The sequence below is a fragment of the Halobaculum rarum genome (assembly GCF_040025155.1).
Taxonomy (GTDB): domain Archaea; phylum Halobacteriota; class Halobacteria; order Halobacteriales; family Haloferacaceae; genus Halobaculum; species Halobaculum rarum.
The window spans coordinates 2,139,895-2,153,728 of the sequence record NZ_CP157275.1; the positions used below are offsets into that span (position 1 = coordinate 2,139,895).

General features: G+C 70.1%; 12 protein-coding genes. 8 read left to right on the forward strand and 4 right to left on the reverse strand.

The annotated features are described in order from the left end of the window. Positions 1-21: 21 nt before the first annotated feature. On the reverse strand, positions 22-330 hold the full coding sequence (locus ABJD39_RS11080; protein ID WP_348608433.1) for an acylphosphatase: 309 nt from the start codon (positions 328-330) through the stop codon (positions 22-24). Positions 331-541: 211 nt separating this feature from the next. On the opposite strand from ABJD39_RS11080, the gene ABJD39_RS11085 reads away from it, so the two are divergent. From ABJD39_RS11085 to ABJD39_RS11120, 8 genes are all read left to right on the forward strand, one after another. Continuing rightward, the gene (locus ABJD39_RS11085) at positions 542-1,447 is read left to right on the forward strand and encodes a DMT family transporter (RefSeq protein ID WP_348608436.1); all 906 of its coding nucleotides are present in this window, start codon (positions 542-544) and stop codon (positions 1,445-1,447) included. 250 nt (positions 1,448-1,697) lie between these two features. Further along, positions 1,698-3,059 carry a phosphomannomutase gene (locus ABJD39_RS11090; RefSeq protein WP_348608439.1) on the forward strand — a complete coding sequence of 454 codons (1,362 nt, stop codon included), beginning with the start codon at positions 1,698-1,700 and terminating at the stop codon, positions 3,057-3,059. Positions 3,060-3,118: 59 nt separating this feature from the next. Further along, entirely contained in the window at positions 3,119-4,264 is a 1,146-nt protein-coding gene (locus tag ABJD39_RS11095; RefSeq protein WP_348608442.1) for a BMP family lipoprotein, read from the forward strand. Between the two features lie 173 nt (positions 4,265-4,437). Further along, the gene (locus ABJD39_RS11100; RefSeq protein ID WP_348608445.1) at positions 4,438-6,135 is read left to right on the forward strand and encodes an ABC transporter ATP-binding protein; all 1,698 of its coding nucleotides are present in this window, start codon (positions 4,438-4,440) and stop codon (positions 6,133-6,135) included. Continuing rightward, positions 6,128-7,396: an ABC transporter permease gene (locus ABJD39_RS11105; RefSeq protein ID WP_348608448.1), complete on the forward strand. Its 1,269-nt coding sequence runs from the start codon at positions 6,128-6,130 to the stop codon at positions 7,394-7,396. The genes ABJD39_RS11100 and ABJD39_RS11105 overlap by 8 nt, the downstream gene beginning before the upstream one ends. Further along, positions 7,393-8,505, forward strand: a complete 1,113-nt coding sequence (locus ABJD39_RS11110) for an ABC transporter permease (RefSeq protein ID WP_348608451.1) — start codon at positions 7,393-7,395, stop codon at positions 8,503-8,505. Before ABJD39_RS11105 ends, ABJD39_RS11110 begins: the two co-directional genes overlap by 4 nt. Positions 8,506-8,811: 306 nt before the next feature. After that, positions 8,812-10,182, forward strand: a complete 1,371-nt coding sequence (locus tag ABJD39_RS11115) for a geranylgeranyl reductase family protein (protein ID WP_348608454.1) — start codon at positions 8,812-8,814, stop codon at positions 10,180-10,182. A 139-nt stretch (positions 10,183-10,321) separates the two neighbouring features. Beyond that, positions 10,322-11,473 carry a hypothetical protein gene (locus ABJD39_RS11120; RefSeq protein ID WP_348608457.1) on the forward strand — a complete coding sequence of 384 codons (1,152 nt, stop codon included), beginning with the start codon at positions 10,322-10,324 and terminating at the stop codon, positions 11,471-11,473. Positions 11,474-11,523: 50 nt separating this feature from the next. On the opposite strand, the gene ABJD39_RS11125 is transcribed toward ABJD39_RS11120, so the two are convergent. From ABJD39_RS11125 to ABJD39_RS11135, 3 genes are all read right to left on the reverse strand, one after another. Further along, a complete protein-coding gene (locus ABJD39_RS11125) occupies positions 11,524-12,804 on the reverse strand; it encodes an amidohydrolase (RefSeq protein ID WP_348608460.1) in 1,281 nt (426 codons plus the stop codon). 109 nt (positions 12,805-12,913) lie between these two features. Continuing rightward, positions 12,914-13,360: a universal stress protein gene (locus tag ABJD39_RS11130; RefSeq protein ID WP_348608463.1), complete on the reverse strand. Its 447-nt coding sequence runs from the start codon at positions 13,358-13,360 to the stop codon at positions 12,914-12,916. A 101-nt stretch (positions 13,361-13,461) separates the two neighbouring features. Continuing rightward, entirely contained in the window at positions 13,462-13,788 is a 327-nt protein-coding gene (locus tag ABJD39_RS11135; protein WP_348608466.1) for a hypothetical protein, read from the reverse strand. Positions 13,789-13,834: the final 46 nt, after the last annotated feature.

Consider the following 13,834-nt stretch of genomic DNA (forward strand, 5'->3'; position numbering starts at 1 on the left):
ATCCGCGATCCGGCACGGCCGCTATCGACGGATCGTGAAGCCGTGCTCTCCCTCCGGTTCGGCGTACTCGGCCTCGACGTTCTCGACGAGCGCGCTCGGACTTCCGGTGTGACACCACTCGACCGTCCCCTCGACGGTTTCGCGCGGCCCCTCGAACACCGCCTCGACGCGCCCGTCGTCGAGGTTTCGGACCCAGCCGTCGAGGCCCCGTTCGCGCGCAGTATCGCGGGTGTTCGCCCGGTAGAAGACTCCCTGTACTCGTCCGGACACGAACACGTGTGCGCGGACGCGGTCCGTCGCGTCGCCGCTCGTTCCTGCGTCGTCGCTCATACCTGTCGCTGAGCGGGCGAGACTGGAAAAGCCGGCGGCCGTCCACGAGTCGGGACGCAAGCGGGACGGTCCCGGGCGGGCAGAGGCGCGCCCGTGATCCGTTGCCACGACGTGCCGGAACCGCGACCGATTCAAACCCGGGGTGACACGCTCCGGACGAGATGTACGGACGTATCGGATTTCCGATCGATCTCGTCGACGCGGTCCAACCGTGACTGCCCCGCTCGGGGGCCGCCGGTACGTGGCCGCGCTCGCGCCGCTTGCCGCGGCGGCCATCTGGGGCGGGATGTACGTCGTGAGCAAGTGGGGATTCGACCTGATCCCGCCGCTCACGCTCGGGTTCCTCCGCGTCGCCGTCGGCGCAGTCGCGCTATACGCGGTTGTCCGCGCACGCGGCGTCGCGGTCGAACGGGCGGACTACCGGGGCTTCGCCGTCCTCGGCGGATGGGTGGCCGTCACCATCGCCAGCCAATTCCTCGGCACGGAGCTGACGAACGCCAGCCAGGGGTCGCTGTTGACGGTGCTGACGCCAGTCTTCACGGTCGCCCTGGGCGCGGCGGTGCTCGACGAGGAGGTGACCCGCCGCTCGGCCGGCGGGATGACGCTCGCGGCCGTCGGCACGCTGCTCGTGCTCGCCGGGCAGTACGACCTGACGCGTCTCGGCGGCGCGAGCGCTGCCGGCCTGGGCGCGCTCGTCCTCGCGAGCGTCGCGTGGGCCGGCTACACCGTCTGGGGAGTGCCCCTCGTCCGCAAGTACTCGGCGCTCACGGCGGCGACGTACTCCTGTCTCGCCTCCCTGCCCGTGCTTGCGGTGCTGTCGGCCGCGGAGCTGGCGGTGCGGGCGCCGCCGCTCGCGGCGATGCTGTCGCCGGGCGCGCTGCTCGCCGTCGCATACCTCGGCCTCGGCTCGACGGCGGCGGCGTGGTACCTCTGGTACAAGGGGCTGGAGACGGTGTCGGCGGGCACCGTCGCGGCGTTCTTCTTCGCTCAGCCCCTCGTCGGCGCGGCGCTCGGTGCCGCGCTGCTCGGGGAGGCGATCGGCCCCTGGTTCGTCGTCGGGGGTGCGACGATGGCGGCGGGGATCTGGCTGGTCAGCACCACCGCTGACGGGATCTGACCGGCGATGGCGTTCGACTGATCTCGACGCCGGCGGCTCGACATGGGGCTGACAGGCGACGGCGTCGCCACGTGTCGGTTCCCCGGCGCGTGCCGTCGCACACCCGCGCCCGCGCCGGGGCCGCGGTCAGCGCATGGGGGGTATGGTCCCGGCATCGGATTTGAACCCTCGCCGGCGACTGCCGTTCGGCTCCCGTTCGGGGTCGGATCGGGACCGAGGGAGTCTTGGGCACCGCCACGGACGATGCGGTATGGATCTGTTCGGAACCGCCGGCATCCGCGGCGACGTCACCGAGCGCGTCACGCCGGGGCTCGTCCTCGACGTGGCCCGGGCGCTCGGAGACCACGCCCAGGAGGCCGGCGATCGGGAGTTCGTCGTCGGACGGGACGGCCGCGTCACCGGTCCCGCGCTGGCTGCCGCAGCCGAGGCGGGTCTCGCGTCGGCCGGGGCGGAGGTCCGCCGGATCGGCCAGGTGCCGACGCCGGCGCTGGCGTTCGCCTCGCGGGGACGCCGTGGCGTCATGCTCACCGCGTCGCACAACCCGCCGACCGACAACGGCGTCAAGGCGTTCGTCGACGGCGTCGAGTACGGCGGGGCCGCGGAGGCGGCCGTCGAGAACCGTGTCGCCGACGGCGCCGACCCGGCGGACTGGGACGAGTGGGGCGACAGAGCCGACGAGGACGTGCTCGACGCGTACCGTTCGGCCGTCGTCGAGTACGCGGGCGAGTTCGGCGCCGATCCGGAGGGCGTCCGCGTCGCCGTCGACTGCGGCAACGGGATGTCCGCGGTCGCGACCCCCCAGGTGCTGCGGGAGCTGGGGACCGACGTGGTGACGCTGAACGCGACCGTCGACGGACACTTCCCCGGCCGGGAGTCGAAGCCGACGCCCGAGTCGCTGTCCGACCTCCGGGAGTTCGTCGCCGACGGTGCGGCGGACTTCGGTATCGGCCACGACGGGGACGGCGACCGGATCGTCGTCGTCGACGGCGACGGCGAGGTCGTCCACGAGGACACGGTGCTCGCGATCCTCGCCGAGCGGTACGTCCGCGCGAGCGACGCCACGGACCCGGTCGTCGTGACGACGCCGAACGCCTCGGGTCGCATCGACGAGCGCGTCGAGGCCGCGGGCGGTCGCGTCGAGCGCGTCGCGCTCGGCTACCTCCACGACGGAATCGCGTCCGTGCGGGAGTCCGGCGGCGACGTGACCTTCGCGGCCGAGCCGTGGAAGCACGTCCACACTGCCTTCGGCGACTGGATCGATGCCGTCGCCAGCGCGGCGGTGGTGACCCGCCTCGTCGCCGACGAGGGGCTGGCGGGGCTCCGCGAACCGATCACCGAGCGGCCGTACCGCAAGGTCAGCGTCGGCTGCCCCGACGACGACAAGGCCGCCGCGATGGAACGGCTCGCGGAGACGCTGCCGGCGGCGTTCACCGACGCCGAGGTGGACTCGGAGTACGGCGTCCGGCTCACGTTCCCCGACGCCTCGTGGACGCTCGTTCGGCCGTCCGGGACGGAGCCGTACGTCCGAGTCTACGCGGAACACGACGACGTGGACCCGTTCGTCGAGGAGGTCGCCGGCGTCGTCGAGTCGGCGGTCGAAGCTGTCAGCTGATACGATATCCATCGGGCGGATGCGACGATTTTAACCCCTCAACCGCCGCGATTGCGTGTATGGACACTGACCGGTTCGACAGGCGGAAGTTCGTGAAGGGCGTCGGCGCGGCGAGCCTCGTGGGGCTCGCCGGCTGTTCGGGCGGCCCGGAGTCGGGCGGCTCGGGCGAGGAGGACACTGAGGCGTCGACGCCGGCGGCCGACGGCGAGGACACCGATGCGTCCGAGACCGAGGCGTCCGGCTCGGAGACGACGAACATCGGGATGGTGTACGCGACCGGCGGGCTCGGCGACGGCTCGTTCAACGATCAGGCCCAGACGGGGATCCAGCAGGCCGCCGAGGAGTTCGACCTCTCGTACGACGAGTCCGAGCCCGACTCCGTGTCGCAGTTCAGCACCTACCAGACCCAGTACGCGCAGTCGACCGACCCCGACTACGACCTCGTGTCGTGTATCGGCTTCCTGCAGGCGGACGCGCTCTCGGAGACGGCGCCCGACTACCCCGAGCAGGACTTCATGATCGTCGACAGCGTCGTCGACGCCGACAACGTCCGCTCGTACACGTTCAAGGAGCACGAGGGCTCGTACCTCGTCGGCCAGCTCGCCGGCCTGCTCACGAGTCGATCGTTCTCCGCGGGCGACTCCTCGACGCAGGGCGACTCCACGAACGTCGGCTTCGTCGGCGGCGTCGAGAGCTCGCTCATCGCGAAGTTCGAGGCCGGTTTCACCGCCGGCGCCAAGGCCGCCAACGAGGACGTCGACGTGCAGACGACCTACACCGGCAGCTTCTCTGAGCCCTCCGCCGGCCAGGAGGCCGCGCTGTCGATGTACAGCTCCGGCGCCGACATCGTCTACCACGCGGCAGGGAACACCGGCGTGGGGGTCTTCCAGGCCGCCCGCGACGAGGGCAAGTTCGCCATCGGCGTCGACCGCGATCAGTCGGTGACGACCGACTACCAGGACGTGATCCTCGCGTCGATGGTCAAGCGCGTCGACACCGCGGTGTACAACGCCGCGGAGACGACCGTGAACGGCAACTTCGAGGGCGGCACCGCGACCAGCCTCGGACTGGCCGAGGACGGCGTCGACATCGTCTACGGAACCGAACTCGGCGACCAGATCCCCGACGACGTGACCTCGGAGATCCAGTCGTCGCGCGAGGCCATCGTCGACGGCGAGATCTCCGTTCCCGACAGTCCCGAGTAACTCGCCCCCGTCACTCTCTGCTTGACGGCAGGGCCGTCGGCGCGGACCGCACCCGACTCGATTTCTCGTACTCGCCGATACCCTGTGGTATCCCGTCTGACACTCCGGTTTCCTGAACGCCCGTTCCGACGAAACGCGCCGTTTATCCCGCCCCCGCCGAAACAACCGGCGACATGACGGAGGCCGTCCGCCTCGACTCGATTACGAAGCGCTTCCCCGGCGTCGTCGCCAACGACGACGTCACGCTCTCGGTCGAGCGGGGGACGGTCCACGCCCTCCTCGGCGAGAACGGCGCGGGCAAGACCACCCTGATGAACGTCCTCTACGGGCTGTACGAGCCGACCGAGGGCGACGTGTACGTCGACGGTGACGGCCTAACGTACGAGGACGGCGGCGACGGCGACGCGGGTAGCGCCACGATCGTCGACGCGCCGCGCCGGTTCGGCTCCCCCGGCGACGCGATCGACGCCGGGGTCGGGATGATCCACCAGCACTTCATGCTGGTCGACCCGATGACCGTCGCCGAGAACATCACGCTGGGCAACGAGCCGCGCAAGTGGGGCGGCCTCTCCGTGGATCGCGAGGCTGCCAGAGATGCCGTGCTGGAGCTGTCGGAGCGGTACGGCTTCGACGTGGAACCGGACGCGCGCATCGAGGACGTCGGCGTCGGCGTCCAACAGCGCGTCGAGATCCTGAAGGCGCTGTACCGCGGCGCGGAGGTGCTCATCCTCGACGAGCCGACGGCGGTGCTCACCCCCCAGGAGGTCGAGGACCTGTTCGAGGTGCTCGAGGAGCTGACCGACGCGGGGAAGACGGTCATCTTCATTACCCACAAGCTGGGCGAGGCGCTGGAGGCGGCCGACGAGGTGACGGTCCTGCGCGACGGGCGGAACGTCGGCACCGTCGAGACGGCCGACACGACCCGCGAGGAGCTCGCGGAGCTGATGGTCGGCCGCGAGGTGATGCTGGAGACGGAGATGCCCCCCGGAACCCCCGGTGAGACGGCGCTCTCGGTCGAGGGCGTCACCGCCTTCGACGACCGCGACGTGGTCGCCGTCGACGACGTCTCCTTCACCGTCCGCGAGGGCGAGGTGTTCGGCATCGCCGGCGTCGACGGCAACGGACAGTCGGAGCTCGTGGAGGTCGTCACCGGATTGCACGCCTCCGCCGAGGGGCGCGTCGAACTCGCGGGCCGCGACGTGACGGACGCCTCCCGCCGAGCCCGAACCCGCGCGGGCATGGCGTACATCCCGGAGGACCGACAGGATCGCGGGCTCGTGATGGACTTCGACCTCACCGAGAACGGCGTGCTCGGCTCCCAACACGACGCCCCGTTCGCCGAGCGCGGTCGACTCGACTGGGACCGTGCCGAGGGCCACGCGGACGCGATCATCGACGAGTACGACGTCCGTCCTTCGGACGCCGGCGCCGCGGCGAAGTCGCTGTCGGGCGGCAACCAGCAGAAGTTCATCGTCGGGCGCGAGTTCGCGCGCGACCCCTCGTGTATTGTCGCGTCGCACCCGACCCGCGGCGTCGACATCGGGTCGACGGAGTTCATCCACGACCGACTCGTCGAGCTGCGCGACGAGGGGCGAGCGGTACTTCTGGTCTCCTCGAAGCTCGACGAGGTCCGCGGCCTGTCGGACCGCCTCGCGGTGATGTACCGCGGACAGATCGTCGATGTGGTCGATCCCGACGAGGTGACCGAGGAGCAGCTCGGGCTCATGATGGCCGGCGAGCGCCCCGAGGACGTCCCGCGCGCCGAGCGCGTCGCCGACGCCGGTGACGCCGACGACCGTGGTCGGGGCGACGCGACCGACGCCGGACCACGTTCGAGCGACGACGGGGACGCGGAGGTGGCGGATGACTGACGCCGACGATGGGGAGTCGGATGGCTCGGGGGGTTCCCGGGGCTCCCGCGCTCGGCTCTTCGACGCGCTCGATCGGCTCGTCGCCGCGAGCGCGACCGAGCGGCTGCTCATCTCGGGGTCGGCGCTGCTGTTGTCGGTTGCGATCGGCTTCCTCCTCATCCTCGCGGCGGGACGGATGACCTCCTGTGGGTCGGCGGCGTACTCGCTGTTGGGCGTCGGCTTCTGTTATGACCCGTTCGTCGTGTACGACAGCCTCTTCCTCGGCGCGTTCGGCGACTTCCTCGCGAACCCGCTGAACGGACAGTTCGCCACGACGGTCTCGGAGACGACCGTCCTCGTGTTCACCGGGATCGCCGTTGCGGTGGCGTTCAAGGCCGGCGTGTTCAACATCGGCGGACAGGGGCAGCTCGTGTTCGGCGCGCTCGCGAGCGCGCTCGTCGTGTACGGGTTCTCCGATGCCGTCTCGGGGCTCGTCGGCACGCTCGTCCTCGTCCCGCTGGGGCTCGCGGTCGGCGCGTTCGTCGGCGGTATCTGGGGGGCCATCCCGGGCGCGTTGAAGGCGTACGCCGACGCCAACGAGGTGATCACGACGATCATGCTCAACTTCGTCGCCACCTCCTTCGCGCTGTATCTCGCCTCGGGACCGTTCAAGGCTCCCGACAGTTTCGCCAACCAGACGCGGACGCTCCCCGAGTACGCGCTGTTCCCGCAGCCGCTGTTCCCCGGGCGCACCGACGCGTCGCTGTTGGCGCTGGCGCTCGCGATCGTCGTGGCCGTCGGGATCGCGTACCTGCTGCGCGGCACCTCGTTCGGCTACGACCTGCGGACGAGCGGCATCCAGCCCGATGCCGCCGAGTACGGCGGCGTCGACGCCGCGCGCACAGTCGTCGCCTCGATGGCGCTGTCGGGCGCGCTCGCCGGGATCGGCGGCGCGGTGTACGTCCTGACGATCGCGGGGAACTTCCAGACCGGCGTGCCGGACTACGGCTTCGACGGCATCACCGTCTCCATCCTCGCCGGCAACAACCCGGTGGGCGCGATCGCGGCGGCGCTGTTGTTCGGCGTGCTGAAGTCCGGTTCCATCGTCGTCGACGTGGGGACGGACGTGCCGCCGCAGCTGGTCGGGGTCCTCCGCGGGCTCATCGTCCTGTTCGTGGCGATGCCGGAGTTCTTCCGGATGATCGGCCAGCGCGTCGACGTGCGCGACCGGTTCGGCGGGAGTCGCGACGCCGTCGCGACCGACGGGGGTGAGGAGGCGTGAGCGTCGCCTCCGCCGTCGACGGGCTGGGGACGCGCGCACGGATCGCGGCGGCGACCGTGGCCGTCGCGGTGCTCGCGGCCGTCGGGATCGCGCTCGCCGGCTACGCCGACGTGCTGGTCGCGGTGCTCGCGCTGCTGTTCCAGAAGTCGACGCTCGCGGCCGCCCTGCGTCTGTCGGTTCCTATCGCCTTCGCGGCGCTGGGGGGTATCTTCGCCGAGAAGTCCGGCGTCATCAACATCGGGCTGGAGGGGCTGCTCATCGTCTCAGCGTTCGGCGGCGTGTACGTCACCTCGATCACCGGCTCGGTGTGGTTCGGCCTCCTCGGGGGCATACTCGCCTCGTCGCTGTTGGCGCTGCTGTTCGCGATCGTCTGCATCGAGTTCCGCGCCGACCAGATCATCGCGGGACTGGCGATCTGGCTCATCGCGCTCGGGCTCGCCCCGTTCGCCTCGCAGGTGGTGTTCGGCTCGACGAACGCGAGCGCCGGCGCGACGTACCCCGGGATCGGACAACTGCTCGCGAGCACGGGGCTCCCGGTCGTCTCGACGACGGTCGTCGCGGGACTGGAGACGCTCGCGAGGATCCCCGTCGTCGGCGCGCTGTTCGAGGCGTCGCCGATGGTGTATCTGATGTTCCTCGCTGTCGGCGCGTCGTGGTGGACGCTCAACCGCACCTCGTTCGGTCGGTGGGTGCGCGCCTCCGGCGAGAACCCGAAGGCGCTCGACACGGCCGGCGTCGACGTCTCCCGCGTGCGCTACGCGGCGGTGATCCTCTCGGGCGTGCTCGCGGGCGTCGGCGGCGCGGCGCTGTCGCTGTCGCTCGGGCAGTTCGTCGGCAACGGGCCGACGATGGTGAACGGAAAGGGGTTCATCGCCATCGTGACGTACCTCCTCGGCAACTACAACCCGATCGGCGCGATGCTGTCGACGCTGCTGTTCGCGGGACTCGACGCGCTCCAGCTGTCGCTGCAGGGGCAGAACGTGCTCGCGATCCCGCGGCCGCTCGTGCGGACCATCCCGTACGTGTCGGTCATCGTCGTGCTCGCGCTGTTCGGTCGGACGCGCCTGCCGGAGGCGGCCGGGGAGCACTACGAGTCCGGCGAGGAGTAGCGTCGTCGGAGCGAGGCCGCGAACGAAGTGAACGGCCGAGCGTGACGACGGCCGACGGCGGCGAGGTCTTCGGGCCGAGCCGCCCAGAAGGGTAGCGAGACGAGAGGGAGTGACCGAAGGGAACGACCGAGCGTCTCGGCCCACCGGCGGAGCGGTCCTCGTGCCGCTCCGCCCAGAAGGGGGCGAGGCCTCGCTCCTCACGGCTCGCTTCGCTCGCCGTTCACTTCGGGACGCTCGGTCGCGTTGCTCCCTCCCGTCCCGCACGGACCGATCGGCTTTTTCACCGCCCGCCCGTGACTCCGTGTAATGACCACCCACGAGCCCGACATCGTCGTGGTCGGCGCGGGCACGGCCGGCTGCTACGCCGCCGCCACGGCCGCCGAGGCGGGCCTCGACGTCGTCATCGTTGAGCGGAAAGACGAGGAGGAAGCGGGCCACATCGCCTGCGGCGACGCGCTCAAGGGCGCGGACAAGTTCCCGGAGTCGATCCCAAAATCCGAGATCGACTCGGCGTTCACCAACACCGGCGTGGATCACGGACGTTTCGAGATCCCCAGCCACGATACGGTGCTCGAGATCCCGATCCCCGGCGAGCTCGCGGTTATCGACCGCTGGGAGTACGGCCGGAACATCATCGCGGGCGCCGAGCGCCGCGGAGTTGAATTCCACTACGACACCGTCGTTCAGGACGTGATCCAGACGGACGACGGCCGCGTGACGGGCGTCCGCGCCAAGCGGAAGGGCGAGGTCGTCGAGTACGACGCCGAGGTCACCATCGACGCGGCGGGGGCGCTGTCGATCCTCCAGGACAAAGCCGACCTCGCGGACGCGACGTTCGACACCAACGTCTCGTTCTCGCAGTTCTGCTCGGCGTACCGCGAGGTCGTCGAGGTGCCCGAGCCCGTCGACTACGACGACGCGCTCGTGTTCAAGCCGACGAAGCGCGCGGCGGGGTACCTCTGGTACTTCCCGCGAACGGACACCGAGATCAACGCCGGCCTCGGTTTCCAGATGAACGAGGAGCCGATGAAGCTCGTCGACGACCTGAAGCAGGACCTCCGGAACCGCCCGGAGTTCGAGGGCGCGGAGGTGACCGACAAGCTCGGCGCGGCGCTGCCCACCCGTCGCCCGTACGACTCGGCGGTCGCGCCGGGCTTCATCGCCGCCGGCGACGCTGCGGGCCACGTCAATCCCACAACCGGTGGCGGCATCGCGGGCGCAGCCTACGCCGGGAAGTACGCCGCCGAGCAGGCCGTCGAGGCCATCGACGCCGGCGACGTGAGCGAGGAGGCGCTGTGGCACTACAACGAGCGCGTGATGGGTCACTTCGGCTCCCGCTACGCCGCCCTCGACGTGTACAACATCCTCTCGACGGCCATCGACGTGGACGAGCTGATGGGCCTGCTGGCGTCGCTCCCGGGCGAGAGCCTCGCGGAGGCGCTGTACTCCGGCAGCGCGTCGGTGAAACCACGGCTCGTCGCCGAGGTGATCAAGGACAGCTACGGCCACTGGGGCCAGATCTGGGACTTCTACAAGACGAAACGCGCCGCGGACGACCTGATGGACCACTACGGCCGGTACCCGACGCGCCCGTCGGCGTTCGAGGCGTGGCGCGACGAGCGCGACCGGCTGATGGAGCAGGTGTACGACGTGACCGGAGCGGACCCGAAGTACTAGTCACCGACTCGGACAGTTCTCTTCTCTCTCGACGGTGGTCCCGCTCGGTCACGACGGGCGCCGTCGGCGTGAACCCCCACCCGGGAGTGGACAGTGCAGTCAGTTACTGTTAACTACGCTCCATTTTGTGCCGACACGTATGGGCGGAACAGAGTACGCGGTTCGCGATCTGTGGATCGAACGCGCGGCGCGGCGACTGGGGTTCGGTCGGCTCGCGCACGCCATCGGTTGGGAGGGGGGTGCACCGTACCTCCTCGTCGCCGCGGTCGTCGCGATACACATCCCGATCCTCTCGGTCGTCGGCTGGCTGCAGACCGGGACGCTCTCGCTCGCAGTGAACCCCGGTGAGGTGTTCCAGATCCCCGCGTGGCTCGGGGTCGTATGGATCATGCGTCGGCTCAAGGGACGGTACGCGCGCGCCGTCGACGACCTCGCGGACGCCGTCGATCGAGACCTCACGGAGTTCGACCCCGAGGGCCCGCTCTTCCGACGGATGACGACCGCGCTGGGAGTTCCGGCCGAGGGAATCTCGAAGGAGACGGTCGCGATCGAGTCGATCGTTCCCGACCGCGTGGTGGTCGGCATCGTCTTCGTCGGCTGGACCCTGTACGGCACACAACTGCTCACGAACCCGGCGGGGCTGATCGGCCCCGTCGCCGAGCTCACCGGTCCGACCGTCGCGGCGGTCCGGTTTTACGTGATCATCCCGCTCGCGCTGTACCCGATCGGTGGCGAACTCCTCGGGCTGATCGTCGGCGCGCTCGTGGTGTTACCGCTGAAGATCCGCCGCGCGAGGCTGATCGACTTCTCTGACCCACACGGGACCGGCGGGCTGGAACCCGTCGGGCGGCTGTTCAAGTCGATCGCGGTCACCTACTTCGTTCTCCTCGCGCTGTTCACCACCTTCCAGACGGTAGCGGTCGGGACGGACCCGACCTCGCTGTTCTCCTCGACGTTCATCATTGCCGGGCTCGCGTTCGGAGTTTTGCTGTTTTTCGGCCCGATGCTGTGGCTCCGCGGGTACATCGGCGCGGCGAAGCAGCACAAGATCGACGTGCTCGCGGAGCGAACCGCCGACATCGGCGAGACCGCCGACCGGTTCCCCTACGCGGAGCCGGCCTCGCCCGAGGAAACGAGTCGGTACCTGTACGAGCGGCTGCGGATGGAACAGATCGAGCGAACGAGCGAATTCCCGCTGGACACCGGAATGGTACAGGAGGTTCTCTTCGCGCTCGTGTTGCCGTACGTGACGAGTCTGGCGTTCGACTATCTCCTCGCGACCGTCGGGTGAGGCGAGGGGGTACGGTCGCCGAACGACTCGGCGACGGTGCGACGCCGACCTCAGGGATTCTGTTCTGCGATCGCCAGCACCGCCGCCGTGAGGAAGTCGACGCCGATGTCCAGCGACTCCTCCTCCACGTCGAAGGTGCTCGTGTGGTGACCGCCGGGGTGGCTCGTACCGATACCGACGTACGTCGCGTAGCCGCCGTTGTCCTGCACCGCCTGCATCATGTACGTCGCGTCCTCGCTTCCCCCCAGCTCGTCGCGCTCTATCACGTTCGTCACGCCGTCGATATCGCCGGCGATCTCGGCGATCGGCGCCGCCAGCTCCTCGTCGCTGGTCGCCGAGGGAGCCCGCCCGAGCGTCTCGATGTCCACGTCGACCTCGTGCATGTCGGCGGCCGACTCGATGACGCAGTGGGCCTTCTCGTCCATGTACTCCATCAGCTCGGTCGTGCCGCCACGCACCTCCCCCTCGACGAAGCACTCCTCGGGGATGATGTTCGTCGCGGTGCCGCCGCCGACGACGCCCGCGTTCACTCGGGTCGGGCCGTCGGCGTGGCGGGGGATCCCGTAGAGGTTCTGGATGGCCGCGGCCGCAGCCTGGACCGTGTTGCGTCCCTGTTCGGGGTGGCCGCCGGCGTGGGACGGCTCGCCCTCGAACTCGGCGTGGAAATGTGAGACGGCGAGGAAGCCGTCGATGCCGCAGATCACCTCGCCGGTCGGGTGGTCGAGGCCGACGTGGGCCGCCAGGAAGTACTCCACGTCGTCGATCAGGTCGGACTCGGCCATCGGCTGGCCGCCGACGATCTGCTCCTCGCCGGGCTGGAAGAACACCTTCAGGGTGCCCGAGAAGTCCGAGGCGAGGATCTCATCGATCAGCCCCAGCCCGAACGTCGCGTGCGCGTCGTGGCCGCACGCGTGCATGTACCCGTCGTGCTCGGAGCGGAACCCCTCGCCTGCGGGGACGTGTTCGCCGTCCTCGGACTCGAGGATCGGGAGCGCGTCGATGTCGACGCGGACGCCGATCACCGGTCCCTCACCGCGTTCGAGCACGGCGACGGCGCCGGTGTAGCCCCCCTCGATCTCGGCGAGCACGTCCTCGCGCGCGCCGGCTTCGCGCGCGCGCTCGAACCACTCGGCGAGTTCGTCGTCGTCGGGGACGTTCATCCGCTCGCCCCCGAGGATCTCCGGGCCGTAGTGGACCGCGGTGAGATCCCGGGACTCGAGTTCGTCGACGATTCGAGCGGTGGTGTAGAACTCGCACCACGCCGGCTCCGGGTGGCGGTGGAGGTCGCGGCGGAACGCCGACAGGTCGTCGTGAGCGACGGTCTGGCTCATACTCGGGTGTCCGCGGCGCTCGGCTTAAACCCGTGTCTCGCGGAACGGCCGGCCGGCTCGACGCCCTATCCGACGGTCAAGGCCGAAGCTCCCCGCCGTCGCCGAGCGGTCACTCCTCGTCGGCGTCCTCCCCCCGATCGCGGACCGTGAGCACGGGCTGGTTCGCCGAGCGGACGACGCGCTCGGTCACCGACCCGAGGAGGTAGCGGTCGAGCCCGCGGCGCCCGTGAGTCCCCATCACGATCATGTCGATGTCGTTGTCGTCGGCGTACTCGAGGATCGAGCGGTAGGCAGTCCCCGAGGTCACCGACTCGATCACGGGGAGTTCGGCGTCGTCGGCCGCCTCCGCGATCCGGGAGACGGCGTCCTCGCCTTCGGTTTCGAGCGCCTCGGCGACGATGTCGGTTCCGGCCTCGATGGCCGAGTACGCGGTCGCGTCGACGACGTACAGCGCGTGCAGCGTCGCGTCGAAGCGATCGGCGAGCGTCACCGCGTGCTCGACGGCCGCGTCGGCGGCCGGGCTCCCGTCAGTCGGCACCAGGATGTCGTTGTACATGCGACCGGACCTACGGCCGCCAGTCGAAAAAGTCGGCGGCCGAACCCGGCGACCGAACCGGGCCGCCGAGGGTGCGCGGCGGCGTCACCACAGACCCGCGGTTACTCGGCGCCGGCTGCTGTGTCCGAGCGGTTCGCGCGGACGGCGTCCTCACACGCTCGGAGCGCGTCGTAGCGGTCCTCGTCGCCCTCGATATCGACCGACTCGACGACCTCCCAGGCTCCCCCGAGGAAGTCGATCCCTTTCACCCACGAGTCGGTCGCGACGAGCAGTCCCTCGGCGCCGGCGTCGGCCGCGTTGGCCTCGGCCGCCTCGGAGTCGGTGTCGCTCTCGACGGCGACGGCGAGTTCGACCGAGTCGGCGCGGTTCAACGAGGCGATCTCGCCGTCGGTGAGCGGGCGACCCGGCAGGGATGCGACCAGCGACATACCCGCCCGTCGGCGACCGCGCGGAATGAGCGTGTCGCATCACGGC